This window comes from Pseudomonas sp. TE50-2 (assembly GCF_040813665.1).
Classification (GTDB): Bacteria; Pseudomonadota; Gammaproteobacteria; order Pseudomonadales; family Pseudomonadaceae; genus Aquipseudomonas; species Aquipseudomonas soli.
The window spans coordinates 4,503,008-4,527,889 of record NZ_JBFNXN010000001.1 but is presented as its reverse complement, the minus strand read 5'-3'; the positions used below and the strand labels follow the sequence as shown (position 1 = coordinate 4,527,889).

Below are 24,882 nucleotides of genomic sequence, written 5' to 3'. Positions count from 1 at the left end.
AGAAAGTAGCTATTGCCCCAAAAGGGTCAAGGCGCGGCGGTTTCAAAGACCATGCTGACCAACCCTTGGTAGCTGCCAGGCACATAGCTGCCACTGCTGGCCGGCAATGCGGCGATCTGGAAGCCGACCACCGCCCCCGCGTTGGCCTGGGCCTCGCTGATCACTTCGGAGGAGGTGGTGGTAAGGGAGGTACCGGCGACCTTGACATCAAGATCGATCCCATCGGCGCCGCTGGAAATCACGGCGGGCGACAGCAGGTAGGCAGCGATCGGACCGATGGTGCTCTTGACCTGCAGTTGTTTGTCGATGGTAGAGAAGGACTGCTGGTTCGAATTCCACATCAGTTCCTGCGGATCGTTCATCCAGTTGCCACCTACCGGCTCGACAAAGAAGGCGGCAGTGGGAACAGTAGCGATAACCTGAACCTGCTTCTCGACCGGGTCGGCGGCCATGGCCGAACCCGCAACCAAGAGAGCGAGCGGAAGGGCAACAAACAAAGCTTTCACAGATGGATCTCCTATCGATCAATGGCTGAACAAAGCCAGCCAGAAAAACCAAGACGGCGATTTGCCGCTGGTGATAGGGATTATTCGTATCTGTACGGCGCCAGCCTTTAGGACTGATCCGAGCCACGCTAGGAAAATTCCCAGGGACCTGTAGCCTCTCCAAAAACACCAACGCCCCGGCATCGACCGGGGCGTTGGTGTTCAGCGCGAAAGTGTCAGTGCGACACCGCGCCACTGGCCCCCAGGCCGGTCTGCGAACGCACAAACTGCGGGAAGAACAGCGCACGTTCGTTCTCGGCGGCCTTGGACTTGTCGGTGACCGAGAAGAACCAGATGCCGGCGAAGGCGATGATCATCGAGAACAGCGCTGGGTACTCGTACGGGTAGATGGCTTTCTCATGACCGAGGATCTGCACCCAGATGGTCGGGCCGAGGATCATCAGGCCCACCGCGCTGACCAGGCCCATCCAGCCACCGATCATGGCGCCGCGGGTGGTCAGTTTCTTCCAGTACATCGAAAGCAGCAGCACCGGGAAGTTGCAGCTGGCGGCGATGGAGAAGGCCAGGCCGACCATGAAGGCGATGTTCTGCTTCTCGAACAGGATACCCAGGCCGATCGCCAGCACGCCCAGGGCGACGGTGGTGATCTTCGACACGCGGATCTCGTCCTTGTCGTTGGCCTTGCCCTTGCGCCAGACGCTGGCGTACAGGTCATGGGACACCGCCGAGGCACCGGCCAGGGTCAGGCCGGCGACCACCGCGAGGATGGTGGCGAAGGCCACTGCCGAGATGAAGCCGAGGAACACGCTGCCACCTACCGCGTCGGCCAGGTGCACCGCCGCCATGTTGTTGCCGCCGATCAGGGCGCCGGCAGCGTCCTTGAAGTCGGGGTTGGTGCTGACCAGCAGGATCGCGCCGAAACCGATGATGAAGGTCAGGATGTAGAAGTAACCGATAAAGCCGGTGGCGTAGAGCACCGACTTGCGGGCTTCCTTGGCGTCACTGACAGTGAAGAAGCGCATCAGGATGTGCGGCAGGCCGGCGGTGCCGAACATCAGCGCCAGGCCCAGCGAGAACGCCGAGATCGGGTCCTTGACCAGGCCGCCCGGGCTCATGATCGCCTCGCCCTTGGCGTGTACCTTGATCGCCTCGGAGAACAGGGTGTTGAAGTCGAAGCCGACATGCTTCATCACCATCAATGCCATGAAGCTGGCACCGGACAGCAGCAGCACCGCCTTGATGATCTGTACCCAGGTGGTGGCCAGCATGCCGCCGAACAGCACGTACAGGCACATCAGGATACCAACCAGGATCACCGCCACATGGTAGTCCAGGCCGAACAGCAGCTCGATGAGCTTGCCAGCACCCACCATCTGGGCGATCAGGTAGAACGCCACCACCACCAGCGAACCGGAAGCCGACAGGGTGCGGATTTCCTTCTGCCCAAGGCGATACGAGGCCACGTCAGCGAAGGTGTACTTGCCCAGGTTGCGCAGGCGTTCGGCAATCAGGAACAGGATGATCGGCCAGCCGACCAGGAAACCGATGGAGTAGATCAGGCCGTCGTAGCCCGAGGTGAACACCAGCGCGGAAATACCCAGGAACGAGGCCGCCGACATGTAGTCACCGGCGATCGCCAGGCCGTTCTGGAAACCGGTGATCTTGCCGCCGGCGGCATAGTAGTCGGCCGCCGACTTGTTGCGCTTGGAGGCCCAGTAGGTAATACCCAGGGTGAAGGCGACGAAGGCCACGAACATGGCGATGGCAGCGACGTTCAGCGGTTGTTTCTGCACCTCGCCGGTCAGGGCATCGGCGGCCCACACGGCGGGTGCGAAGGCACCGCAGGCCAGGACGGCCAGGGTTTTGGCGTGTCGGATCATTGCTTGGCCTCCTCGAGGATCGCCTTGTTCAACTCGTCGAATTCGCCGTTGGCGCGGCGCACATAGAGCGCGGTGAGCACGAATGCCGAGAGAATCAGCCCGACGCCGAGGGGGATGCCCCAGGTGATCGACGAGCCGGCGCTGAGCTTGGCGCCCAGCACGTGCGGGCCATAGGCGATGAGGAGGATGAAGGCGCAGTAGAGGCCGAGCATGATCGCCGAGAGGATCCAGGCGAAACGCTCGCGCTTGGTGACCAGTTCCTTGAAGCGCGGACTGTTCTGTATCGATTGGTAAATGCTGTCGTTCATTGTTTTTGTCCTAGCAGCACAGATTAGGGAGAACCCGACTCCACTTTATGCTGCCGCTGGACGCCAACCAGACGACCTTAGTCTTAGATGCAACGGTGTTTTGCAGATTTGGTAACAACCCTTGGGGCCGCTGCGGTTCGTCGCCACGACAAGCCAGCTCCCACAAAGGATCTGCGCCGCATCTGTGGGAGCCGGCTTGTCGTGGCGACGAACCGCGGCGAAAGGGCTGCACAGCAGCCCCATTTCAGGCCATCACTTGCCGGTCCACTCCTTGACCCGCTCCGGATGCTTGGCCACCCAGTCCTTGGCCGCAGCCTCGGGCTTGGCGCCTTCCTGGATCGCCAGCATCACCTCGCCGATCTCATCCTTGGACTGCCACTGGAACTTCTTGAGGAACTCGGCCACTTCCGGGGCCTTGCTCGCCAGTTCCTTGCTACCGATGCTGTTGACGGTCTCGGCGGCGCCGTACACGCCTTTCGGATCCTCGAGGAACTTCAGCTTCCATTTGGCGAACATCCAGTGCGGTACCCAGCCGGTTACGGCAACGGACTGTTGCTTGGCATAGGAGCGGCCCAGTTCCGCGGTCATCGCCGCGCCGGAGCTGGCGGTCAGCTTGTAGCCGGTCAAGCCGTAGTCCTTGATCGCCTGATCGGTCTTGAGCATGACCCCGGAGCCGGCATCGATACCGACGATCTTCTGCTTGAAGCTCTGATCGGTCTTGAGATCTTCGATACTGTTGGCCTTGACGTACTCGGGGACGATCAGACCGATCTTGGCGTCCTTGAAGTTGGGGCCGTAGTCGACCACGTTGTCCTTGTTCTTGGTCCAGTACTCACCGTGGGTCACCGGCAGCCAGGCCGAGAGCATGGCGTCGAGCTTGCCGGTGGCCACGCCCTGCCACATGATGCCGGTGGCAACGGCCTGCAGCTTCACGTCATAGCCGAGTTTCTGCCTGATCACTTCGGCGGCCACGTTGGTGGTGGCGACGCTGTCGGACCAGCCATCCACGTAACCGATGCTGACTTCCTTGGCCATTGCCTGCGCAGTACTCATGGCCAAAACCAGGGCGGTGCCCACGCCCAGGAAACGTCGCATTCTTGTAATAGTCGCCATCAAAGCATCCCTCGTCAGGTCTTGGAGATTGCATCATCGACCTGCCTCGCCCTGCGACCTGCTCTGTCAGCGACCTTCAGCGAGCGATCAGCGACAGCACTGTGCCATTAGCGCCATGCAAGCGTGGCGGTCTGCGCGATCCTTGCATGCCAAACGCTTGGCGCCGGGCTACTATCACGGGTCCTCGGGGCTGCGCAGCGGCCCCAGTTCCCGAATACGACGATGGACCGCCCGATGTTGCGCACGCTCTACCTGCTCGCCAGCCTGCTCGCCTTCCTCTGTCTCGCCGCCCTCTGGTATGGGCTCGGCAAGCCGGTGCACCTGCCCGATGTCGCCAGCCCGACGCACAAGCTGCAGTGCGCCTCGTACACCCCCTTCGACAAGGACCAGTCGCCCTTCGACCAGCCGTTCCGCCTGCGCCCGGCGCGCATGGACGCCGACCTGGCATTGCTCAGCGAACGTTTCCAGTGCATCCGCACCTATTCGATGACCGGCCTCGAGGCGATCCCGGCGCTGGCGCGCAAGCACGGACTGAAGGTGATGCTCGGCGCCTGGGTCAACGCCAACCCGGTGGACACCGACAAGGAAGTCGAGTTGCTGATCGCCGCGGCCAACGCCAACCCCGACGTGGTCAGCGCGGTGATCGTCGGCAACGAGGCGCTGTTGCGCAAGGAAGTCACCGGCGAACGCCTGGCCGGCCTGATCGCCAAGGTCAAACGCCAGGTCAGCGTGCCAGTGACCTACGCCGATGTCTGGGAGTTCTGGCTGCAGCATCCGCAGATCGCACAGGCGGTGGATTTCCTGACCATCCACCTGCTGCCCTATTGGGAAGACGAGCCTCGCGGCATCGATGCGGCGCTGGCCCATGTCGCCGAGGTGCGCCAGGTATTCGGCAACCGCTTTGCGCCCAAGGACATCCTGATCGGCGAAACCGGCTGGCCCAGCGAGGGCCGCCAGCGCGAAACCGCCGAGCCGAGCCGGGTCAACGAGGCCCGCTTCATCCGTGGCTTCGTCGCCCTGGCCGAAGCCAACGGCTGGCGCTACAACCTGATCGAAGCCTTCGACCAACCGTGGAAGCGCGCCAGCGAAGGCGCCGTGGGCGGCTACTGGGGGCTGTACGACGCCGACCGCCACGATAAGGGCGTGCTCGAAGGGCCGGTGAGCAACCTGGCACTGTGGCCACAATGGTTGCTGGCCAGCGTGGTCCTGGTGCTGGCGGTCCTGGCCCTGGCCGGGCGCCCGGCCGACCAGCGCGCCACCCTGCTTCTGCCGTTGCTGGCGGCCCTGGGCGCAGGCTGCCTGGGGCTGTGGGGTGAACTCATGCGCACCAACGCGCGCTTTGCCGGCGAATGGCTATGGGCGTTTGCCCTGGCCGGGCTGAACCTGCTGGTGCTGGCCCACGGCGCGCTGGCGCTGGCCCGCCGTGACGGCTGGCGCCAGCGGCTGTTCGCCTGGCTCGAGGCGCACGCAGGTACATGGTTGCTGGTGGCGGGGTTCGCAGCGGCGGTAAGCATGCTGGCGATGGTGTTCGATCCGCGCTATCGCAGTTTCCCCAGCGCGGCATTGCTGCTGCCGGCGCTGGTCTATCTGCTGCGGCCAGTACCGGCGCGACGGGCGGAGGTGGCGCTGCTGGCCTTCATCATAGGTGCCGGGGTGGCGCCGCAGCTGTTCCACGAAGGGCTGCAGAACCCGCAGGCGTGGGGCTGGGCGGTGGTCAGCGTGTTGATGGTCGGGGCGTTGTGGCGCAGCCTGAGGTTGCGCCCGGCGTAAAACCGAGCGCGAGGACTTCGTCCTCGATTCGCCGGCAAGCCGGCTCCCACAGAAAAGCGCGTCAGACCTTGCCGGCGATGGGCCGTCTAAGTGGCCCCGCGTTTACCGCACCAGCCGCAACCCCGCCAGGACCAACGCAAACACCGCGATGCTCGCGGTATACAGCACCAGCGCCGGCACCCCGAACACCAACGCCAGCACCGCCAGCCACCAGCCGCCCCGTCCCGGCCACAGCTGGCAGACCAGCGCCAGGCCCAGCGCCCCCCAGGCCATGACCTGGAAATGAATTCCCAGCCCGAGCAATGATCGCGCCTGGCACTGCCAGATCGCCCCTGGGGCGCTGCACACCCCCACCCACCGGGCATCCTCCATCAACCCATAACGCACGCCATAGCTGGCCGCCAGCCACAGGCCCAGGCACGCCAGCAAGACAAAGAGTGGCCACGTACGAGACATCCGGTTCTCCAACAGCGGTAATGGAAACGCTGCATGATCCCCCAGCGGGGTGATGAAAGGCAAAATCATGGCCAGGCAGCTATGTTGCACAAGACAAACGTTGGCTGGCGCGGCAACATCTGGTGCGACGAACGACAGGGCGACGGGCAACTTTGTCCAGTCGGCCGTGGTCCTAGTGTCCTGTCCTGGAAACAAGACGTTCACTTCTGCCCGCAAAGGTGAAGGTTTTTCCGAGACAGGACACTAGCCTGCGTACTGCACGACCTTGCATTTTCCTTGGGGGACTACATGCTTCGATCTTTGCGCCTTGCCGCCCTGCTCGGTGGCCTGCTCATGGCGGCGGCCGCCTCGGCGCGGGATATCGATGCCGCGAGCTACGGTTACCCGTTGACCAACCCGTTCGAGGCGACCATCGCCACCACGCCGCCGGAGCAGCGCCCGACGCTGCCCAGCGACGATGACATCGACCAGGCCGACTACAGCCTCACCCTGCGCCCGGAGCGCGAGTTCACCCTGCCCGACAATTTCTGGTCGGTGAAGAAACTGCGTTACCGCCTGGCCAGGCAAGACCACGAAGCGCCGCTGATCTTCCTGATCGCCGGCACCGGCGCGCCCTACTCCAGCAGCATCAACGAGTACCTGAAGAAGCTGTTCTACCAGGCCGGCTACCATGTGGTGCAGCTGTCCTCGCCCACCAGTTGGGACTTCATGAGCGCAGCCTCGCGCTTCGCCACCCCCGGGGTGTCGAGCGAGGACGCCAAGGACCTGTACCGGGTCATGCAGGCGGTGCGCGCCCAACAAGCGCGCCTGCCGGTCAGCGAGTACTACCTCACTGGCTACAGCCTGGGCGCACTGGACGCGGCGTTCGTCAGCAAGCTCGACGAAACCCGCCAGAGCTTCAAGTTCAAGCGTGTGCTGCTGCTCAACCCGCCGGTCAACCTGTACACCTCGATCACCAACCTGGACAAGCTGGTGCAGACGCGGGTCAAGGGCATCGATCGCAGCACCACCTTCTATGAACTGATGCTGGAAAAGCTCACCCGCTATTTCCAGGACAAGGGCTACATCGATCTCAACGATGCACTGCTGTACGACTTCCAGAAGTCGCGAGAGCACCTGTCCAACGAGCAGATGGCCATGCTCATCGGCACCTCGTTCCGCTTCTCGGCCGCCGACATCGCCTTTACCTCCGACCTGATCAACCGTCGCGGGCTGATCATTCCGCCGAAGTTCCCGATCACCGAGGGCAGCAGCCTGGAGCCCTTCTTCAAACGGGCCCTGCAGTGCGACTTCGACTGCTACCTGACCGAACAGGTGATCCCCATGTGGCGCGCGCGCACCGACGGCAACAGCCTGCTGCAACTGATCGACCAGGTGAGCCTGTACGCGCTGGAGGACTATCTGCGCGACAACCCGAAGATCGCCGTGATGCACAACGCCGACGATGTGATCCTCGGCCCCGGCGACATCGGCTTCCTGCGCCGGGTCTTCGGCGAACGCCTGACGCTCTACCCCCATGGCGGCCATTGCGGCAACCTCAACTACCGCGTCAACAGCGACGCCATGCTGGAGTTCTTCCGTGGTTAACAGACTGCTGCTCGTCACCGCCCTGCTCGCCAGCGGCTGCGCCCTGGCCGAGGAAGTCGCGCCGCGTGCCAGCGTGGTCGAGGCCGACAAGACCGAAACGCTCACCGTGGAATCCGACGGTTTCGTCGACCCGCTGCGCGAACTGAAATTCAACCCCGGCCTGGACCAGCGCGAGTTCGAACGCTCGACCCTGGCCGCGCTGAACATCTACGACCCGCTGGAGTCGCTGAACCGACGCATCTACCACTTCAACTACCGCTTCGACGAGTGGGTGTTCCTGCCGGTGGTCGACGGCTACCGCTACATCACCCCCGGCTTCGTGCGCACCGGGGTGAGCAACTTCTTCAACAACCTGGGTGATGTGCCCAACCTGTTCAACAGTGTGCTGCAGCTCAAGCCCAAGCGTTCGGCGCAGATCACCGCCCGATTGATGTTCAACACCATCATCGGGGTCGGCGGCTTGTGGGACCCGGCGACCAAGATGGGCCTGCCTCGGCAGAGCGAGGACTTCGGCCAGACCCTGGGCTTCTACGGGGTGCCGGACGGACCGTACCTGATGCTGCCGATCCTCGGCCCGTCGAACCTGCGCGACACCACCGGGCTGGTGGTGGATTACGTGGGGGAGAAGGAAATCAACTACCTGAACGTACCCGACACCGCCAGCGACCACCCGGAGCTCACCGTGCTGCGGGCAGTGGACAAGCGCTACACCACCAACTTCCGCTACGGGCAGACCAACTCACCGTTCGAGTACGAGAAGCTGCGATACGTGTACACCCAGTCGCGCAAGTTGCAGATCGCCGAATAAGCATGGGGCCGCTACGCGGCCCTTTCGCCACGGTTCGTCGCCACGGCTTTCCGGCGAAAGGCCAATACAGGAAACCTCAAATCCCCAGGAACTGGCACAGCTCCCGCTTCTTGGCCAAGGCATCCTTGCGCCCCAACTCGATCAGTTCGCTGCAATAGCTCGCCTCGAACAGCAGGTAGCTCAACACCCCTGCCCCGCTGGTCTTGGTCGCCCCCGGCCCGCGCAGGAACAGCCTCAGCGCCGCCGGCAGCTCGCGGCGGTGACGGGCGGCGATCTCGTCCAGCGGCTGGCTGGGCGCCACCACCAGCACCTCGATCGGCGCCAACCCCAGGCGCCGGGCGTCCAGGTGCGCCGGCAGCAAGTGGCTGAGATGGTTGAGGCGCTGCAGCAGCTCGATATCGTCCTCGAGGCTGTCGATGAAGGTGCTGTTGAGCATATGCCCGCCGATCTGCGCCAGGCTCGGTTGCTGGCCGCTGAACACGCGCTGGGTCGGCAAGGGTGGCGAGGGTCGCTGGGGGTTGCCGCTGACCCCGACCACCAGCACGCGACTGGCGCCCAGGTGCAGCGCCGGGCTGATCGGCGCCGGCTGGCGCACCGCGCCGTCACCGAAGTACTCCTCGCCCAGGCGTACCGGGGCGAACAGCAACGGGATCGCCGAACTGGCCAGCAGGTGGTCGATGGTCAGCGGCGTGGGCATGCCGATGCGGCGGTGGCGCAACCAGGGTTCGATGGTGTCGCGGCCCTGGTAGAAGGTCACCGCCTGGCCGGACTCGTAGCCGAACGCGGTCACGGCGATGGCACGCAACTGATTGGCCGCCAGGGAGTGGGCGATGCCATCCAGGTCCAGATGCTCGTGCAGCAGGCCGCGCAATGGGCGGCTGTCGAGCAGTGCCACCGGCACCTGGCCGCCGAGCCCCAGCAGACTGTGGCCGACGAAGCGACTGGCCTGGCGGATCACGCCTGGCCAGTCGCTGCGTAGCACCAGGTGGCTGCGAAAGTTCTGCCAGAATGCCGTCAGTTGCTGTACCGACTCGGCGAAGCGGGTGGCGCCGCTGGCCAGTTTGACCGCGTTGATCGCGCCAGCCGAGGTGCCGACGATCACCGGGAACGGATTGGCGGCGCCCGGCGGCAGCAGTTCGGCAATGCCGGCCAGCACGCCGACCTGGTAGGCGGCGCGGGCACCGCCGCCGGAGAGGATCAGGCCGGTGGTTGAGGTCATGCATCCTTCCTGGAGTCAGTGGTTGCCAGTACCGGCCTCGTCGTGAGGCAAGCCCGCTCCCTAACGCTTTTTCTTGTCGTACAGCCGTGGTTCGCCTTCTGGCCGCGATTTGAAGCGCCGATGCGCCCACAGGTACTGCTCCGGGCACTCGCGCAGCACACCCTCGACCCACTGGTTGATGCGCAGGCAGTCGGCCTCCTCGGTTTCGCCGGGGAAGTCTTCGAGCGGCGGGTGCACCACCAGGCGATAGCCGCTGCCATCCTCCAGGCGCTTCTGGGTGAACGGAATCACCCGCGCCTTGCCCAGCCGGGCGAACTTGGTGGTGGCGGTGACGGTGGCCGCGGGGATACCGAACAGCGGCACGAAGATACTCTGCTTGATGCCGTAGTCCTGGTCCGGCGCGTACCAGATCGCCCGGCCCTTGCGCAGCAGCTTGAGCATGCCGCGCACGTCGTCGCGCTCCACCGCCAGCGAGTCGGCGTTGTGGCGCTCGCGGCCGCGGCGCTGGATGAAGTCGAACACCGGGTTGCCATGTTCGCGGTACATGCCGTCGATGGTATGTACCTGGCCCAGCAAGGCGGCGCCGATCTCCAGGGTGGTGAAGTGCACGGCCATGAGGATCGCCCCCTCACCTTCACGCTGGGCGGCCTGCAGGTGCTCGATGCCCTCGATGTGGGCCAGGCGCGCCAGCCGGGCCTTTGGCCACCACCAGCTCATGGCCATTTCGAAGAAGGCGATGCCGGTGGAGGCGAAGTTTTCCTTGAGCAGGCGCTGCCGTTCGTCGCCGGACAGCGCCGGGAAGCACAGTTCCAGGTTGCGCGCGGCGATGCGTCGGCGCTCACCCGCCAGCCGGTACATCACCGCGCCCAGGGCGCGCCCCAGCCCCAGCAAGGCCCGGTACGGCAGCTGGGCGACCAGCCACAGCAGGCCCAGGCCCAGCCACAGGCCCCAGAATCGCGGGTGAAGGAAAGAGGATCGAAAACGCGGGCGTTCCATTGAAGCTTCCGGCAAGACATGAGCCCGGCATTCTACATCGGTTGCGGGCAAACGGTCTTATCGCTATAAGTCAGGGCACTTTTTTCGCAACAAGCCGTCTATGCAGACCATGAGCCCCAACCAGACACCCGACAACGCCCCCGTGTTCCAGCTCAAGGGCAGCATGCTTGCCATCACCGTGCTGGAACTGGCGCGCAACGACCTCGAGTCCCTCGACCGCCAGCTGGCGGCGAAGGTCGCGCAGGCGCCGAATTTCTTCAGCAACACGCCGCTGGTGCTGGCCCTGGACAAGCTGCCCCATGACGAAGGCGCCATCGACCTGCCCGGGCTGATGCGCGTGTGCCGTCACCATGGCCTGCGCACCCTGGCGATCCGCGCCAGCCGCATCGAGGACATCGCCGCGGCGATCGCCATCGACCTGCCGGTGCTGCCGCCGTCCGGCGCCCGTGAACGGCCGCTCGAGCCGGAGCCCGAGGTGAAGAAGCCCGAGCCCGCGCCTGCGCCGCCAGCTGCGCCGGCCGAACCCGAAGTTCGCCCGACGCGGATCATCACCTCGACGGTGCGCGGCGGCCAGCAGATCTACGCCCAGGGCGGCGACCTGGTGGTGACCGGTTCGGTCAGCCCCGGCGCGGAACTTCTTGCCGATGGCAACATCCATGTGTACGGCGCCATGCGTGGCCGTGCCCTGGCCGGCATCAAGGGCAATACCAAGGCGCGGATCTTCTGCCTGCAGATGACTGCGGAAATGGTCTCCATCGCCGGCCAGTACAAAGTGTGCGAAGACCTGCGCCGCGACCCGCTGTGGGGTTCGGGCGTACAGGTCAGCCTGTCCGGCGACGTGTTGAACATCACCCGTCTTTAACGGATACTTGCCGGCATTTTTAGCGCAACTTTTTTCCCGTTGCCGTTTTTTGTATTTGCAGGGACGTCTGTCCCGAATTATTTAGGGGTGAAACACCTTGGCCAAGATTCTCGTGGTTACTTCCGGCAAGGGGGGTGTGGGCAAGACCACCACCAGCGCCGCCATCGGTACCGGCCTCGCACTGCGCGGGCACAAGACGGTCATCGTCGACTTCGACGTCGGCCTGCGTAACCTCGACCTGATCATGGGCTGCGAACGCCGCGTGGTGTACGACTTCGTCAACGTGGTCAACGGCGAAGCCAACCTGCAGCAGGCCCTGATCAAGGACAAGCGCCTGGAAAACCTGTTCGTGCTGGCCGCCAGCCAGACCCGCGACAAGGACGCGCTGACCAAGGAAGGCGTCGAAAAGGTACTGATGGAGCTCAAGGACCAGTTCGACTTCGTGGTCTGCGACTCGCCGGCCGGTATCGAGAAAGGTGCGCACCTGGCGATGTACTTCGCCGACGAAGCCATCGTCGTGACCAACCCCGAGGTTTCGTCGGTACGTGACTCCGACCGCATGATCGGCCTGCTGTCGAGCAAGTCGCGCCGTGCCGAACAGGGCGAAGACCCGATCAAGGAACACCTGCTGATCACCCGCTACCACCCCGAGCGCGTCGAAAAGGGCGAAATGCTTGGCGTCGAGGACGTCAAGGAAATCCTCTCGGTCGAACTGCTGGGTGTCATCCCCGAATCCCAAGCCGTGCTCAAGGCCTCCAACCAGGGCATCCCGGTCATCCTCGATGACCAGAGCGATGCAGGCCAGGCGTACAGCGACACCGTCGACCGCCTGCTGGGCAAGCCCAAGCCACTGCGGTTCATCGAAGTGCCGAAGCAAGGATTCTTCGCGCGCCTGTTTGGAGGCAAATAAACCATGAACCTTTTTGACTTCTTTCGTGGCAGACAGAAACAGAGCAGCGCGTCGGTAGCGAAAGAGCGTCTACAGATCATCGTGGCGCACGAGCGTGGCCAGCGCAGCACCCCGGACTACCTGCCTGCCTTGCAGAAGGAGCTGGTCGAGGTGATCCGCAAGTACGTCAACATCGGCAACGACGACGTACAGATCGAACTGGAAAACCAGGGCAGCTGCTCGATTCTGGAACTGAACATCACCCTGCCTGATCGCTGATCGCGCAGCTGGGTGTAATCATTGGGGCTGCTTTGCAGCCCATCGCCGGCAAGCCGGCTCCCACAGACAACGCGGGATCCTGTGGGAGCCGGCGCCGGCGATGGGCCGCAAGGCGGCCCCAGTGCTTTCCGCCATTTCACCGAGACCTAGCAATGCCGCTGTCGAACATCCAGATCCTTCACGAAGACGCCGCCGTCCTGGTGATCAACAAGCCGACCCTGCTGTTGTCGGTGCCGGGCCGCGCCGAGGACAACAAGGACTGCCTGATCACCCGCCTGCAGGAAAACGGCTACCCGGAAGCCCTGATCGTCCACCGCCTGGACTGGGAAACCTCGGGGATCATCCTGCTCGCCCGCGACGCCGACAGCCATCGTGAACTGTCACGCCAGTTCCACGACCGCGAGACCGAAAAGGCCTATACCGCGCTGTGCTGGGGCCAGCCCGCGCTCGACAGCGGCAGCATCGACCTGCCCCTGCGTTACGACCCGCCGACCAAGCCGCGCCACGTGGTCGACCATGAGCAAGGCAAGCATGCCCTGACCTTCTGGCGCATCGTCGAGCGCTGCGGCGATCACTGCCGGGTCGAGCTGACGCCGATCACCGGGCGCTCGCACCAGCTGCGCGTGCACATGCTGTCGATCGGCCACCCGCTGCTCGGCGACCGGCTGTACGCCAACCCCGAAGCGCTGGCGGCCCATGAGCGGCTGTGCCTGCATGCCTCGATGCTGAGCTTTACCCATCCGGTGTCTGGCGAACGCCTGAAATTCGAGTGTCCGGCGCCGTTCTAAGGCCCTGGCCAATCGCGGGGCGCGGCCACGCCTCGCGATGGCTCGACACAAATTTTCGAGCATTTACGCTAAACTCGCGCCACTGCTGTCTGGAGTGACTTATGCGCGATGCCCTGAACGCCGGCCTGATCGAATTCCTCAAGGCCTCCCCGACGCCCTTCCACGCCACCGCCAGCCTCGCGCAACGCCTCGAGGCCGCCGGCTACCAGCGCCTGGACGAACGCGACAGCTGGGCCACCGTGCCTGGCGGCCGCTACTACGTGACCCGTAACGATTCCTCGATCATCGCCATCAAGCTCGGCAAGCATTCGCCGCTGATCGGCGGTATCCGCATGGTCGGCGCCCACACCGACAGCCCATGCCTGCGGGTCAAGCCGCAGCCCGAACTGCAGCGCCAGGGCTTCCTGCAACTGGGCGTCGAAGTCTATGGCGGCGCCCTGCTCGCCCCTTGGTTCGACCGCGACCTGTCGCTGGCCGGCCGGGTCACCTTCCGCCGTGACGGCAAGGTGGAAAGCCAGCTGATCGATTTCAAGCTGCCGATCGCGGTGATCCCCAACCTGGCGATCCACCTCAACCGCACCGCCAACGAAGGCTGGCAGATCAACCCGCAGACCGAACTGCCACCGATCCTGGCGCAGGTCGCCGGCGACGAGCGCGTCGACTTCCGCGCCCTGCTCACCGAGCAGCTGGCCCGCGAACACGACCTCAACGCCGACGTGGTGCTGGATTACGAGCTGAGCTTCTACGACACCCAGGACGCCGCGTTGATCGGCCTGAACGGCGACTTCATCGCCGCCGCCCGCCTGGACAACCTGCTGTCGTGCTACGCCGGCTTGCAGGCGCTGCTGAACGCCGAAGGCGACGAGACCTGCGTACTGGTGTGCAACGACCACGAGGAAGTCGGCTCCTGCTCGGCCTGCGGCGCCGATGGCCCGATGCTCGAACAGACCCTGCAGCGCCTGCTGCCCGATGGCGACGACTATGTGCGCACCATCCAGCGCTCGCTGATGGTCTCGGCCGACAATGCCCACGGCGTGCACCCCAACTACGCCGACAAGCACGACGGCAACCACGGCCCCAAGCTCAACGCAGGCCCGGTTATCAAGGTCAACAACAACCAGCGCTACGCCACCAACAGCGAAACCGCCGGCTTCTTCCGCCACCTGTGCATGGCCGAGGAAGTCCCGGTGCAGAGCTTCGTGGTGCGCAGCGACATGGGCTGCGGCTCGACCATCGGCCCGATCACAGCCAGCCACCTGGGCGTGCGCACGGTGGATATCGGCCTGCCGACCTTCGCCATGCACTCGATCCGCGAGCTGTGCGGCAGCCATGACCTGGCCCACCTGGTGAAGGTGCTCGGCGCCTTCTACCGCAGCCGCGAACTGCCCTGACGGCCAACCCGCTCCCACGCGACCCCGTGGGAGCGGCGGTGCGACTTGCCCACCGCCTGCCCCCGGTCAATCCGCCTCGCTTGCAAAGCGCTATGCTTGATACATGGCCCCCAAAACAGAAGGATGCTGTCCATGTCATCGCCGTTCCTGTCCCTGTTCGTGCCGGTGTTCCTGTTCCTGATGCTGCTGACCATCGGTTTCAGCCTGCGCGAGCGCAATGTCGGCGTGCTGATGATGTGGATCGGCACCCTCGGCATTTTCGGCCTCACCTGCTGGAAGATCCTCGAGAAACTGCCGTCGTAAACCTCTACACTCGGGCAAACGTTTGACCTGAGGTAGATTTCCCGGTGCCAGCCCTCCTGCGTTGCATCACGCTGCTGTTCCTGCTGTTCGTCACGCCAGCGCACGCCGCCGGCCTGCCAGGCCTGCTCGGTTCCAGCACGCCCGCCCAGCCCGAAGCCAGCGAGCCCTTGGGCAAGTCCCTGGACGAGGTGATCAAGAACCTGGAAAACGACCAGCAACGCGCCAAGCTGCTGGCCGACCTGAAGAAGCTGCGCGACGCCACCCGGCAATCGCAACCCACCGTCGAACAGGGCGTGCTCGGCCTGATCGGCGGTGCCCTGCACGACTTCGAGAAACAGTTCAGCGGCGATGCCAGCCCGTTCAAGCGCTGGTCGCTGGAAATCGACCAGGCCCAGGACGAACTGGCCGCACTGGTGGTGCCGGTGCATCAATGGCCGGCGATCCTGTTCGGCTTCGCCGGGGTCATCCTGGTCTGGGGCCTGCTGGCCTATGCCTTCAACTGGATCGGCCACCGCGTGCGCCTGCGTTTCGGCCTGACCGAAGACCTGCCGCAACACCCGCGGACCTGGGACCTGGTGCGCTTTGCCCTGCGCAAGCTCGGCCCATGGCTGGTGGCGCTGGTGTTCACCGTGTACCTGAGCTTCGCCCTGCCCTCCTCGCTGGGCAAGTCGATGGCCATGGTGCTGGCCTACGCGCTGGTGGTCGGCACCCTGTTCTCGGCGATCTGCGTGATTGCCTTCTCGCTGCTCGACGGCCCGCATCGCCACCGCGCCCTGCATATCCTGCGGCACCAGGCGTTCCGCCCGCTGTGGCTGATCGGCAGCTTCGCCGCGTTCGGCGAGGCGATGAGCGACCCACGCCTGACCACCGCGCTGGGCAGCCACCTGGCCCACGCCCTGGCCACCCTGGCCAATGTGATCGCCGCGCTGTGCACCGGGCTGTTCATCCTGCGCTTCCGCCGCCCGATCGCCCACCTGATCCGCAACCAGCCCCTGTCCCGGCGCCTGACCCGGCGCACCCTGAGCGACACCATCGAACTGCTCGGCAGCTTCTGGTACATCCCGGCGCTGATCCTGGTGGCGATCTCGCTGTTCGCCACCTTCGTCTCCGCCGGCGACACCAGTACCGCCCTGCGCCAGTCGCTGATGTGCACCGTGCTGGTGGTGGTGTGCATGGTGCTCAACGGCCTGGTCCGTCGCCACGCGGCAAAGCCCAGGCGCGCCAACAAGCGCCAGGCGCTCTATACCGAACGCCTGCGCAACTTCGGCTATGTCCTGGTGCACCTGTTCATCTGGCTGCTGTTCATCGAACTGGGCCTGCGCGTCTGGGGCCACTCGATGATCAGCTTCGCCGAGGGTGACGGCCATGAAGTCAGCCTGCGCCTGCTGGGCCTGGCCGGCACGCTGATCGTCGCCTGGCTGGTGTGGATCCTCGCCGACACCGCCGTGCACCATGCCCTGGTGCATTCGCGGCGCGGGCTGGCCAACGCCCGCGCGCAGACCATGATGCCGCTGATCCGCAACGTGATGTTCGTGGTGATCGTCATCATCGCGGTGATCGTCGCCCTGGCCAACATGGGCATGAACGTCACCCCGCTGCTGGCCGGTGCCGGTGTCATCGGCCTGGCCATCGGTTTCGGCGCCCAGTCGCTGGTGGCCGACCTGATCACCGGCCTGTTCATCATCATCGAGGACTCGCTGGCCATCGACGACTACGTGGATGTCGGCGGCCACCTGGGCACGGTCGAGGGCCTGACCATCCGCACCGTGCGCCTGCGCGACATCGACGGCATCGTGCACACCATCCCGTTCAGCGAGATCAAGAGCATCAAGAACTACTCGCGCGAGTTCGGCTACGCGATCTTCCGCGTGGCCATCCCGCACAGCATGAACATCGACCAGGCCATCACCCTGATCCGCGAGGTCGGGCAGAAACTGCGCAACGACCCGCTGATGCGCCGCAACATCTGGTCGCCGCTGGAGTTGCAGGGGGTGGAAAGCTTCGAGTCGGGCTCGGCGATCCTGCGGGCGCGGTTCAAGACCGCGCCGATCAAGCAGTGGGAGGTGTCGCGGGCGTTCAACCTGGCGTTGAAGCGCCAGCTCGATGAAGCGGGGTTGGATCTGGCGACGCCACGGCTGTCGGTACAGGTGGTGACGGCTGGGGGTGGTGCCATCCCTGAAGCCGGCGGAGCCGCCAGCTAGGGCCGCTTCGCGCCCCATCGCCGGCAAGCCGGCTCCCACAGGGATCACATGCCAAACCTGTGGGAGCCGGCTTGCCGGCGATGGGCTGCACAGCAGCCCCCTTACCCCGCCTGCGCGCGGATGCGAATCGCATCATGGCGCCAGTACTCCAGGTCGCAGTCGATCAGATGCCCATGCTGGTCGCTGTTGACCCGGGTGATATGCAGCCCGGGGCTGCCAGCCGACACCTTCAGGGCAGCCGCCGCCTCGGCCGGCAACGCCGTCGGCAGGATCTCGAAGCACACCTGCCCATAGTGAATCGCGTACTCCCGCGCATAGATCTCGGTCAGTGACTGGGCCAGGTCCAGTTCGAGGATGCCTGGGAAATAGCGCGGGTTGAGATAGTGCTCGGCATACAGCACCGCCCGCCCGTCGATACGCCGCAACCGGCAGATCCGCACCACGCTGGACAACGCCGGCAGCCGCAGGCGCGCGCAGATCGCCGCCGAAGCCGGCTGCAGCCGCGCCGACAGCAGCTGCGTACGCGGCTCGCGCCCCTGGTCGCGCACCATCGCATGGAAGTGGCTGCGCTCGATCAGGTCGTAGGTCAGACGCTCGGGCGCGACGAACCAGCCGCGCCGCTCCTCGCGGTAGATCAGGCCCATGGCCTCGAGCTGCACCAGCGCCTCGCGCAGCGTGATACGCGTGGTGTCGAACACCTCGCTGAGCCTGCGCTCGGCCGGCAGCTTACCGCCGGGCGCCAGCAAGCCGTGTTCGATCTGCTCCTGCAGCGCGTGGCAGATGGCTGTTACCGCGCGCGGTGGCGTCGCTTGCATCAAAGGTTACCTATCTGGACTAGTCCAGCCCCGAAACAGGGCAGTTGGAGCGTAGTGCAAGCCTAGGCACGGCTGATGAACATCCTGTGACACAGGCGCCGCAGGGCACTTGCCAGATCTGCCAGATCCGCGCCAGCCCACGCGAATCAAGGCTTTCGATCTGGTCTACGCTGTAGTTCCAGGGCCTTGGGCCTGTCACCCGCCCCCGCCCCTTACATCAAACTGTCACGCAACAGGCCTACCTTGGCGCAAGGTTTGCTGACCTAGACCAAGGGGTCGCAAGCACCGCTTCCGTTCATAACAACGAATGCAAGGCACCCACCAAAGGAGCTTCGGATGAAAAAGTTGTTCATGGCGTCACTGCTCGGTTCGGCCATCGCTTTTTGCACCTCGGCCATGGCCCAGGACCTCAAGGCCCTTGAAGACGCCGCCCGCAAGGAAGGCACGGTCAACAGCGTGGGCATGCCCGATGCCTGGGCCAACTGGAAAGGCACCTGGGAAGACCTGGCGAAAAAATACGGCCTCAAGCACAGCGACACCGACATGAGCTCGGCCCAGGAAGTCGCCAAGTTCGATGCCGAGAAGGACAACGCCAGCGCGGATATCGGCGACGTCGGCGCGGCCTTCGGCCCGATCGCGGTCGCCAAGGGCGTGACCCAACCCTACAAGCCAAGCACCTGGGACCAGGTCCCGGCGTGGGCCAAGGACCAGGACGGCCACTGGGCGCTGGCCTACACCGGCACCATCGCCTTCATCATCAACAAGGACCTGGTGAAGGAAGAGGACCGCCCAAGCACCTGGCACGACCTGGAAAAGGGCAAGTACAAGGTCGCCATCGGTGACGTCGGCACCGCCGCCCAGGCCGCCAACGGCGTACTCGCCGCCGCCATTGCCTACAAGGGCAGCGAAAGCAACATCGAGCCGGGCCTGCAGCTGTTCACCAAGCTGGCCCAGCAGAAGCGCCTGTCGCTGGCCAACCCGACCATCCAGACCCTCGAGAAAGGCGAGGTGGAAGTGGGCGTGGTGTGGGACTTCAACGGCCTGAGCTACCGCGAACAGATCGACCCGAAACGCTTCGAGGTGCTGATCCCCTCCGATGGCTCGGTCATCTCCGGCTACACCACCATCATCAACAAATACGCCAAGCACCCGAACGCGGCCAAGCTGACCCGTGAATACATCTTCAGCGATGCCGGCCAGACCAACCTGGCCATCGGCCACGCCCGGCCGATCCGTGCCGAACACCTGAAGCTGCCGGCGGATGTACAGGCCAAGCTGCTGCCCAACGAGCAGTACAAGGCCGCCCAGCCAATCAAAGATGCTGCGGCCTGGGAAGCGACCTCCAAGGCCCTGCCACAGAAGTGGCAGGAGCAGGTGATCATCGAGATGGAGTAAGCGCCACCCACCTCGTGGGAGCATCGGCGCACCGCCACTCCCACGAGGCCCCGTTTCCCCTGGAGCCAACATGTCACACAACGTCATCCTGGTCCTGCTCGACGGCCTCAACCACCAGGTCGCCCATCACGCCATGGGCCACCTGCATGCCTATGTCGAGGCCGACCGCGCCGCGCTGTACCGCGTGGAGTGCGAGCTGCCGTCGCTGTCACGCCCACTTTACGAATGCATTCTCACCGGTGTGCCGCCGATCGACAGCGGCATCGTGCACAACAACATCAACCGCCTGTCCAACCAGCGCAGCGTGTTCCACTACGCCCGCGAGGCCGGCCTGGGCACCGCGGCGGCGGCCTACCACTGGATGAGCGAACTGTATAACCGCTCGCCGTTCGACCCGCTGCGCGACCGCCACACCCACGCGCCGAAGCTGCCGATCCAGCACGGCCTGTTCTACTACGCCGACCACTACCCCGATTCGCACCTGCTGGCCGACGCCGAGTACCTGCGCCGTCGCCATGCGCCGAATTTCCTCCTGGTGCACCCGATGAACATCGACGACGCCGGCCACCGCCATGGCCTGGACAGCAGCCAGTACCGCAATGCCGCGCGCAGCGCCGACATCCTGCTGGCCGACTACCTGCCGCGCTGGCTCGAGGAGGGCTACCAGGTGCTGGTCACCGCCGACCACGGCATGAACAACGACCGCTCGCACAACGGCCTGCTCGCCGAGGAGCGTGAAGTGCCGCTGTTCGTATTCGGCGAGGCATTCAGCCTCGACCCTGCGGCCAAGCCGCTGCAGACCGAGCTGTGCGGCACGATCTGCGAACTGCTCGGCGCCGCCCACGACAAACCGGTCTGCCGGGAGCTGCTCAAGTGAATGCAAGCCATCGCGGCCGCTACCTGGCCCTGCTCTGCCTGCTGCCGTTCGCCGTGTTCTTCATCATTTTCCAGATCGCGCCGCTGGCCTGGGTTGCGATAAACAGCCTGCAAAGCGAGAGTGGCTGGGGCCTGGCCAACTTCAGCAAGATCTTCGCCTCGAAGTTCTACCTGCAGGCGTTGCAACGCAGCCTGGAGATCAGCTTCTGGTCGAGCCTGTTCGGCATCGTCATCGCCACGTTGGGTGCCTATTCGCTGCGCCAGGTCGACTCGAAACTGCGCGACTTCGTCAGCGCCTTCGCCAACATGACCAGCAACTTTTCCGGCGTGCCCCTGGCGTTCGCCTTCATCATCCTGCTCGGCTTCAATGGCGCGCTCACCCTGCTGCTCAAGCAGATGGGGCTGCTCGGCGACTTCAGTATCTACTCCAAGACCGGCCTGATCCTGGTCTACACCTACTTCCAGATCCCCTTGGGCGTATTGCTGCTCTACCCCGCCTTCGACGCCCTGCGCGAAGACTGGCGTGAGTCCGCCGCGCTGCTGGGCGCCAGCCATTGGCAGTTCTGGCGGCACATCGGCCTGCCCGTGCTTACCCCGGCGCTGCTCGGCACCTTCGTCATCCTGCTGGCCAACGCCCTGGGCGCCTATGCCACCGTCTACGCCCTGACCACCGGCAACTTCAACGTGCTGCCGATTCGCATCGCCGGCCTTGTGGCCGGCGACATCAGCCTCGACCCGAACCTGGCCAGCGCGCTGGCGATGGTGCTGGTGGGCCTGATGACCGTGGTCACGGTGGCCCATCAATGGCTGCTCAAGAGGAGCTACCATGCGCGCTGAAAACAAACCCGGCGGGCTCTACCACCGCGCGGTGGTCTACCTGCTGTTCCTCATCCTGCTGCTGCCGCTGGCCGGCACCCTGCTCTATTCGCTGGCCACCAGCTGGTCGGCGACCCTGCTGCCCAGCGGCCTGACCTTCAAGTGGTATGTGGCGCTGTGGAGCGAACCGCGCTTCCTCGCCGCCTTCGGCCAGTCGCTGCTGGTGTGCGTGGGCGCGCTGGTGCTGTCGGTGGTGCTGATCCTGCCGCTGTTGTTCGTGGTGCACTACCACTTCCCCAAGCTCGACGCCTTGATGAACGTACTCATCCTGCTGCCGTTCGCGGTGCCGCCGGTGGTGTCTGCGGTGGGCTTGCTGCAACTCTATGGCAGCGGGCCGATGGCCATGGTCGGCACGCCGTGGATCCTGATCGGCTGCTATTTCACCATCGCCCTGCCGTTCATGTACCGGGCGATTACCAACAACCTGCAGGCGATCAACCTGCGCGACCTGATGGACGCCGCGCAACTGCTCGGCGCCAGTACCTGGCAGGCGGCGTTCCTGGTGGTGCTGCCGAACCTGCGCAAGGGCCTGATGGTGGCGTTGCTGCTGTCGTTCTCGTTCCTGTTCGGCGAGTTCGTGTTCGCCAACCTGCTGGTGGGCACCCGCTACGAGACCTTGCAGGTGTACCTGAACAACATGCGCAACAGCAGCGGCCACTTCAACAGCGCCCTGGTGATCTCCTACTTCGCCTTCGTGCTGGTGCTGACCTGGGTTGCCAACCGCCTGAACAAGGACAAGACCTGACATGAGCTTCGTCAGCGTACAGAAACTGCAAAAGAGCTACGCCGGCAGCCCGGTGTTCGAGAACATCGACTGCCAGATCGAACGCGGCGAGTTCGTCACCCTGCTCGGCCCCTCCGGCTGCGGCAAGTCCACCCTGCTGCGCTGCATCGCCGGGCTGACCCCGGTGGACAGCGGGCGCATCCTGCTCGACGGCCAGGATATCGTGCCGTTGAGCCCGCAGAAGCGCGGCATCGGCATGGTGTTCCAGAGCTACGCGCTGTTCCCCAACATGACCGTGGAACAGAACGTCGCCTTCGGCCTGCGCATGCAGAAGGTCAAGGCCGACGAAAGCCAGGCACGGGTGCGCGAGGTACTCGACCTGGTCGAGCTCGGCAGCTTCGCCTCGCGCTACCCGCACCAGCTGTCCGGCGGCCAGTGCCAGCGCGTGGCCCTGGCCCGCTCTCTGGTCACCCGCCCGCGCCTGCTGTTGCTCGACGAGCCTCTGTCGGCACTGGATGCGCGTATCCGCAAGCACCTGCGCGAACAGATCCGCGCCATCCAGCGCGAGCTGGGGCTGACCACCATCTTCGTCACCCATGACCAGGAAGAAGCGCTGACCATGTCGGACCGCATCGTCCTGATGAACCAGGGACGCATCGTCCAGAGCGGCGATGCCGAAACCCTCTACACCGCGCCCGTGGACCTGTTCGCCGCCGGCTTCATCGGCAACTACAACCTGCTCGATGCCGACAGCGCCAGCCGCCTGCTGCAACGCCCGGTGGCCGCACGCCTGGCGATCCGGCCAGAGTCGATCACCCTGAGCCTGAACGGCGAGCTGGATGGCGAGATCCGCAGCCACAGCCTGCTGGGCAACGTGATCCGCTACCGCGTCCAGGTACGCGGCGTGGAACTGGTGGTGGACGTACTCAATCGTTGCGCCAGCGATCTGCATGCGGACGGACAACGGGTATCCTTGTCGATCGACCCCACGGCGCTACGGGAAGTGGCCTAAGGAGATTCAACGCATGGCACTGGCAATTTTCGATCTGGACGAAACCCTCATCCACGGCGACTGCGCGTCGTTGTGGAGCGAGCAAATGGCCCGACTGGGCTGGGTCGACGGCAAGAGTTTCCTCAAGCGCGACCATGAACTGATGGAAGCCTACGGCAAAGGCCACCTGCAGATGGAGGACTACATGGCCTTCAGCCTGGAGCCGATTGCCGGGCGCACCCTGGAAGAGGTGGAGCACCTGGTCGAGCCCTGGGTCGAGGATGTGATCGAGCCGATCATCTACGGTGATGCCTGCCGCTGCATCGCCGAGCACCGCCAGCGTGGCGACCGGATCCTGATCATCTCGGCCAGCGGTGCTCACCTGGTCGGCCCGATCGCGGCGCGCCTGGGCGTGGACGAATACCTCGCCATCGAACTGGAAGCGGTCAATGGCGTGTTCACCGGCAAGACCCACGGCGTGCTCACCTACCGCGAGGGCAAGATCACCCGACTGCTGGAGTGGCTCGACCAGGAACAGGAAAACCTCGAGGGCGCGAGCTTCTATTCCGACTCGCGCAACGACCTGCCGCTGTTGCTGAAGGTGGATCACCCCCATGTGGTCAACCCGGACCCGGTGCTGCGCGAGCACGCGCAAACCAACGGCTGGCCCATTCTGAGCTGGTCTTGAGTATGATCGGGGGCACCTGAACAGAACAACAAGGATTGCCCCATGCGTGCCCTCGCCGCCCTCAGCCGCTTCGTCGGCAACACCTTCGCCCTGTGGGTGCTGGTGTTCGCCTGCCTGGCCTTCCTTCAGCCACAGTGGTTCATCGCCCTCAAGGTCGCCATCGTGCCGCTGCTGGGCCTGGTGATGTTCGGCATGGGCCTGACCCTCAAGCTCGACGACTTCGCCGCCGTCGCCCGCCAGCCCTGGCGGGTGGCGCTGGGGGTCGTGGCGCATTTCGTGATCATGCCCGGGGTGGCCTGGCTGCTGTGCCAGCTGTTCCAGCTGCCGCCGGAAATCGCCGTGGGCGTGATCCTGGTCGGCTGCTGCCCGAGCGGCACGGCGTCGAACGTCATGGTGTGGCTGTCCAGGGGCGACCTGGCACTGGCAGTGGCGATCGCCGCGGTGACCACCCTGCTCGCCCCGCTGCTCACCCCGGCGCTGATCTGGTTCCTCGCCTCGGCGTGGCTGCCGGTTTCGTTCATGGACATGTTCTGGTCGATCCTGCAGTTGGTGATGCTGCCGATCGTGCTCGGCGTGCTCGCCCAGCGCCTGCTCGGCGCCCGGGTGCACTTGGCGGTACAGGTGCTGCCGCTGGTATCGGTGGTAAGCATCGTGATGATCGTCTGCGCGGTGGTGGCGGTCAGCCAGGCGAAGATCGCCGAATCGGGGCTGCTGATCATGGCGGTGGTGGTGCTGCACAACAGCTTCGGCTTCCTGCTGGGCTACCTGACCGGCAAGCTGTGCAAGCTGCCGCTGGCCCAGCGCAAGGCGCTGGCACTGGAGGTGGGCATGCAGAACTCCGGGTTGGGCGCGGCCCTGGCGTCAGCGCACTTCTCACCCCTGGCCGCGGTGCCCAGTGCGCTGTTCAGCGTATGGCACAACATCTCCGGGGCTTTGCTGTCGACGTGGTTCCGGCGGATGGAGGAGCCTGAGCCCGAGGTTGAGAACATCGTATCTGCCAGAAATTGATGTTGCCTGCCCCGGCCTCATCGCCGGCAAGCCGGCTCCCACACCGAGCGCATGAAGCCAGCCATGCGCTAACCCTGTGGGAGCCGGCTTGCCGGCGATGAGGCAACCACCGATCCTTGAAACTTGCCCCAGCCTCGGCAAATGGGCACTATA

Annotated in this window: 25 protein-coding genes; 17 read left to right on the top strand and 8 right to left on the bottom strand. The window is 64.8% G+C overall.

All coding sequences use genetic code 11. From position 1 onward, the window contains the following. Positions 1–26: 26 nt before the first annotated feature. From AAHK21_RS20715 to AAHK21_RS20700, 4 genes are all read right to left on the bottom strand, one after another. Positions 27–506: a CS1 type fimbrial major subunit gene (locus tag AAHK21_RS20715; RefSeq protein WP_367858207.1), complete on the bottom strand. Its 480-nt coding sequence runs from the start codon at positions 504–506 to the stop codon at positions 27–29. Positions 507–721: 215 nt separating this feature from the next. Then, positions 722–2,386, bottom strand: a complete 1,665-nt coding sequence (locus AAHK21_RS20710) for a cation acetate symporter (RefSeq protein ID WP_038706600.1) — start codon at positions 2,384–2,386, stop codon at positions 722–724. Continuing rightward, positions 2,383–2,694 carry a DUF485 domain-containing protein gene (locus AAHK21_RS20705; protein ID WP_023629970.1) on the bottom strand — a complete coding sequence of 104 codons (312 nt, stop codon included), beginning with the start codon at positions 2,692–2,694 and terminating at the stop codon, positions 2,383–2,385. Before AAHK21_RS20705 ends, AAHK21_RS20710 begins: the two co-directional genes overlap by 4 nt. Before the next feature lie 252 nt (positions 2,695–2,946). Then, positions 2,947–3,807: a glycine betaine ABC transporter substrate-binding protein gene (locus AAHK21_RS20700; protein WP_367858206.1), complete on the bottom strand. Its 861-nt coding sequence runs from the start codon at positions 3,805–3,807 to the stop codon at positions 2,947–2,949. A 222-nt stretch (positions 3,808–4,029) separates the two neighbouring features. Here AAHK21_RS20700 and AAHK21_RS20695 point away from each other — a divergent pair, with 222 nt between their 5' ends. After that, the gene (locus tag AAHK21_RS20695; RefSeq protein WP_367858205.1) at positions 4,030–5,577 is read left to right on the top strand and encodes a beta (1-6) glucans synthase; all 1,548 of its coding nucleotides are present in this window, start codon (positions 4,030–4,032) and stop codon (positions 5,575–5,577) included. A gap of 102 nt (positions 5,578–5,679) precedes the next feature. On the opposite strand, the gene AAHK21_RS20690 is transcribed toward AAHK21_RS20695, so the two are convergent. Then, the gene (locus AAHK21_RS20690; RefSeq protein ID WP_367858204.1) at positions 5,680–6,033 is read right to left on the bottom strand and encodes a hypothetical protein; all 354 of its coding nucleotides are present in this window, start codon (positions 6,031–6,033) and stop codon (positions 5,680–5,682) included. A gap of 288 nt (positions 6,034–6,321) precedes the next feature. On the opposite strand from AAHK21_RS20690, the gene AAHK21_RS20685 reads away from it, so the two are divergent. Beyond that, entirely contained in the window at positions 6,322–7,620 is a 1,299-nt protein-coding gene (locus tag AAHK21_RS20685; RefSeq protein ID WP_367858203.1) for a serine/threonine protein kinase, read from the top strand. 73 nt (positions 7,621–7,693) lie between these two features. After that, entirely contained in the window at positions 7,694–8,428 is a 735-nt protein-coding gene (locus AAHK21_RS20680) for a VacJ family lipoprotein (RefSeq protein WP_367859012.1), read from the top strand. 76 nt (positions 8,429–8,504) lie between these two features. Here AAHK21_RS20680 and AAHK21_RS20675 read toward each other — a convergent pair whose 3' ends face one another. Beyond that, positions 8,505–9,647: a patatin-like phospholipase family protein gene (locus AAHK21_RS20675; RefSeq protein WP_367858202.1), complete on the bottom strand. Its 1,143-nt coding sequence runs from the start codon at positions 9,645–9,647 to the stop codon at positions 8,505–8,507. Between the two features lie 60 nt (positions 9,648–9,707). Further along, positions 9,708–10,643, bottom strand: coding sequence for a lipid A biosynthesis lauroyl acyltransferase (locus AAHK21_RS20670; protein WP_046854574.1), 936 nt, complete (start codon positions 10,641–10,643; stop codon positions 9,708–9,710). Between the two features lie 100 nt (positions 10,644–10,743). On the opposite strand from AAHK21_RS20670, the gene minC reads away from it, so the two are divergent. The 7 genes from minC to AAHK21_RS20635 all read left to right on the top strand — a co-directional run bounded on the left by minC (position 10,744) and on the right by AAHK21_RS20635 (position 17,356). Further along, positions 10,744–11,505 (top strand): septum site-determining protein MinC, encoded by a 762-nt coding sequence (gene minC, locus AAHK21_RS20665; RefSeq protein ID WP_367858201.1) that lies wholly within the window; start codon positions 10,744–10,746, stop codon positions 11,503–11,505. Positions 11,506–11,602: 97 nt separating this feature from the next. Beyond that, positions 11,603–12,415 (top strand): septum site-determining protein MinD, encoded by an 813-nt coding sequence (minD, locus tag AAHK21_RS20660; protein WP_023631119.1) that lies wholly within the window; start codon positions 11,603–11,605, stop codon positions 12,413–12,415. 3 nt (positions 12,416–12,418) lie between these two features. Further along, positions 12,419–12,673 (top strand): cell division topological specificity factor MinE, encoded by a 255-nt coding sequence (gene minE, locus AAHK21_RS20655; RefSeq protein ID WP_023631120.1) that lies wholly within the window; start codon positions 12,419–12,421, stop codon positions 12,671–12,673. Between the two features lie 152 nt (positions 12,674–12,825). Further along, positions 12,826–13,461 (top strand): RluA family pseudouridine synthase, encoded by a 636-nt coding sequence (locus tag AAHK21_RS20650; protein ID WP_046854572.1) that lies wholly within the window; start codon positions 12,826–12,828, stop codon positions 13,459–13,461. A 101-nt stretch (positions 13,462–13,562) separates the two neighbouring features. Continuing rightward, the gene (locus tag AAHK21_RS20645; protein ID WP_023631594.1) at positions 13,563–14,852 is read left to right on the top strand and encodes a M18 family aminopeptidase; all 1,290 of its coding nucleotides are present in this window, start codon (positions 13,563–13,565) and stop codon (positions 14,850–14,852) included. Positions 14,853–14,984: 132 nt separating this feature from the next. Further along, the gene (locus AAHK21_RS20640; RefSeq protein WP_167388396.1) at positions 14,985–15,155 is read left to right on the top strand and encodes a hypothetical protein; all 171 of its coding nucleotides are present in this window, start codon (positions 14,985–14,987) and stop codon (positions 15,153–15,155) included. 44 nt (positions 15,156–15,199) lie between these two features. Beyond that, positions 15,200–17,356 (top strand): mechanosensitive ion channel domain-containing protein, encoded by a 2,157-nt coding sequence (locus tag AAHK21_RS20635; RefSeq protein ID WP_367858200.1) that lies wholly within the window; start codon positions 15,200–15,202, stop codon positions 17,354–17,356. 101 nt (positions 17,357–17,457) lie between these two features. On the opposite strand, the gene phnR is transcribed toward AAHK21_RS20635, so the two are convergent. Then, entirely contained in the window at positions 17,458–18,171 is a 714-nt protein-coding gene (phnR, locus tag AAHK21_RS20630; RefSeq protein WP_367858199.1) for a phosphonate utilization transcriptional regulator PhnR, read from the bottom strand. 336 nt (positions 18,172–18,507) lie between these two features. On the opposite strand from phnR, the gene AAHK21_RS20625 reads away from it, so the two are divergent. The 7 genes from AAHK21_RS20625 (at position 18,508) to AAHK21_RS20595 (ending at position 24,729) form a co-directional block, all read left to right on the top strand. After that, positions 18,508–19,566 (top strand): ABC transporter substrate-binding protein, encoded by a 1,059-nt coding sequence (locus AAHK21_RS20625; RefSeq protein ID WP_046854569.1) that lies wholly within the window; start codon positions 18,508–18,510, stop codon positions 19,564–19,566. Between the two features lie 70 nt (positions 19,567–19,636). After that, complete coding sequence (locus tag AAHK21_RS20620; RefSeq protein WP_367858198.1) at positions 19,637–20,443, top strand: alkaline phosphatase family protein; 807 nt, start codon at positions 19,637–19,639, stop codon at positions 20,441–20,443. After that, the gene (locus AAHK21_RS20615) at positions 20,440–21,279 is read left to right on the top strand and encodes an ABC transporter permease subunit (protein WP_023631600.1); all 840 of its coding nucleotides are present in this window, start codon (positions 20,440–20,442) and stop codon (positions 21,277–21,279) included. Before AAHK21_RS20620 ends, AAHK21_RS20615 begins: the two co-directional genes overlap by 4 nt. Beyond that, the gene (locus tag AAHK21_RS20610) at positions 21,269–22,063 is read left to right on the top strand and encodes an ABC transporter permease (protein ID WP_367858197.1); all 795 of its coding nucleotides are present in this window, start codon (positions 21,269–21,271) and stop codon (positions 22,061–22,063) included. The genes AAHK21_RS20615 and AAHK21_RS20610 overlap by 11 nt, the downstream gene beginning before the upstream one ends. Position 22,064: 1 nt before the next feature. Then, positions 22,065–23,054, top strand: coding sequence for an ABC transporter ATP-binding protein (locus AAHK21_RS20605; RefSeq protein ID WP_046854565.1), 990 nt, complete (start codon positions 22,065–22,067; stop codon positions 23,052–23,054). A gap of 13 nt (positions 23,055–23,067) precedes the next feature. Beyond that, complete coding sequence (locus AAHK21_RS20600; RefSeq protein ID WP_367858196.1) at positions 23,068–23,721, top strand: HAD family hydrolase; 654 nt, start codon at positions 23,068–23,070, stop codon at positions 23,719–23,721. A 42-nt stretch (positions 23,722–23,763) separates the two neighbouring features. Then, on the top strand, positions 23,764–24,729 hold the full coding sequence (locus tag AAHK21_RS20595; protein ID WP_367858195.1) for a bile acid:sodium symporter family protein: 966 nt from the start codon (positions 23,764–23,766) through the stop codon (positions 24,727–24,729). The last annotated feature ends 153 nt before the right edge of the window (positions 24,730–24,882 follow it).

What these genes read in the sequence shown, in the direction of transcription:
- AAHK21_RS20710 (WP_038706600.1), bottom strand. Translation starts at nt 2,386, where the DNA reads ATGATCCGACACGCCAAAACCCTGGCCGTCCTGGCCTGCGGTGCCTTC.
- AAHK21_RS20705 (WP_023629970.1), bottom strand. Translation starts at nt 2,694, where the DNA reads ATGAACGACAGCATTTACCAATCGATACAGAACAGTCCGCGCTTCAAG.
- AAHK21_RS20700 (WP_367858206.1), bottom strand. Translation starts at nt 3,807, where the DNA reads ATGGCGACTATTACAAGAATGCGACGTTTCCTGGGCGTGGGCACCGCC.
- AAHK21_RS20695 (WP_367858205.1), top strand. Translation starts at nt 4,030, where the DNA reads ATGGACCGCCCGATGTTGCGCACGCTCTACCTGCTCGCCAGCCTGCTC.
- AAHK21_RS20690 (WP_367858204.1), bottom strand. Translation starts at nt 6,033, where the DNA reads ATGTCTCGTACGTGGCCACTCTTTGTCTTGCTGGCGTGCCTGGGCCTG.
- AAHK21_RS20685 (WP_367858203.1), top strand. Translation starts at nt 6,322, where the DNA reads ATGCTTCGATCTTTGCGCCTTGCCGCCCTGCTCGGTGGCCTGCTCATG.
- AAHK21_RS20675 (WP_367858202.1), bottom strand. Translation starts at nt 9,647, where the DNA reads ATGACCTCAACCACCGGCCTGATCCTCTCCGGCGGCGGTGCCCGCGCC.
- AAHK21_RS20670 (WP_046854574.1), bottom strand. Translation starts at nt 10,643, where the DNA reads ATGGAACGCCCGCGTTTTCGATCCTCTTTCCTTCACCCGCGATTCTGG.
- minC (WP_367858201.1), top strand. Translation starts at nt 10,744, where the DNA reads ATGCAGACCATGAGCCCCAACCAGACACCCGACAACGCCCCCGTGTTC.
- minE (WP_023631120.1), top strand. Translation starts at nt 12,419, where the DNA reads ATGAACCTTTTTGACTTCTTTCGTGGCAGACAGAAACAGAGCAGCGCG.
- AAHK21_RS20650 (WP_046854572.1), top strand. Translation starts at nt 12,826, where the DNA reads ATGCCGCTGTCGAACATCCAGATCCTTCACGAAGACGCCGCCGTCCTG.
- AAHK21_RS20645 (WP_023631594.1), top strand. Translation starts at nt 13,563, where the DNA reads ATGCGCGATGCCCTGAACGCCGGCCTGATCGAATTCCTCAAGGCCTCC.
- AAHK21_RS20640 (WP_167388396.1), top strand. Translation starts at nt 14,985, where the DNA reads ATGTCATCGCCGTTCCTGTCCCTGTTCGTGCCGGTGTTCCTGTTCCTG.
- phnR (WP_367858199.1), bottom strand. Translation starts at nt 18,171, where the DNA reads ATGCAAGCGACGCCACCGCGCGCGGTAACAGCCATCTGCCACGCGCTG.
- AAHK21_RS20625 (WP_046854569.1), top strand. Translation starts at nt 18,508, where the DNA reads ATGAAAAAGTTGTTCATGGCGTCACTGCTCGGTTCGGCCATCGCTTTT.
- AAHK21_RS20620 (WP_367858198.1), top strand. Translation starts at nt 19,637, where the DNA reads ATGTCACACAACGTCATCCTGGTCCTGCTCGACGGCCTCAACCACCAG.
- AAHK21_RS20610 (WP_367858197.1), top strand. Translation starts at nt 21,269, where the DNA reads ATGCGCGCTGAAAACAAACCCGGCGGGCTCTACCACCGCGCGGTGGTC.
- AAHK21_RS20605 (WP_046854565.1), top strand. Translation starts at nt 22,065, where the DNA reads ATGAGCTTCGTCAGCGTACAGAAACTGCAAAAGAGCTACGCCGGCAGC.
- AAHK21_RS20600 (WP_367858196.1), top strand. Translation starts at nt 23,068, where the DNA reads ATGGCACTGGCAATTTTCGATCTGGACGAAACCCTCATCCACGGCGAC.
- AAHK21_RS20595 (WP_367858195.1), top strand. Translation starts at nt 23,764, where the DNA reads ATGCGTGCCCTCGCCGCCCTCAGCCGCTTCGTCGGCAACACCTTCGCC.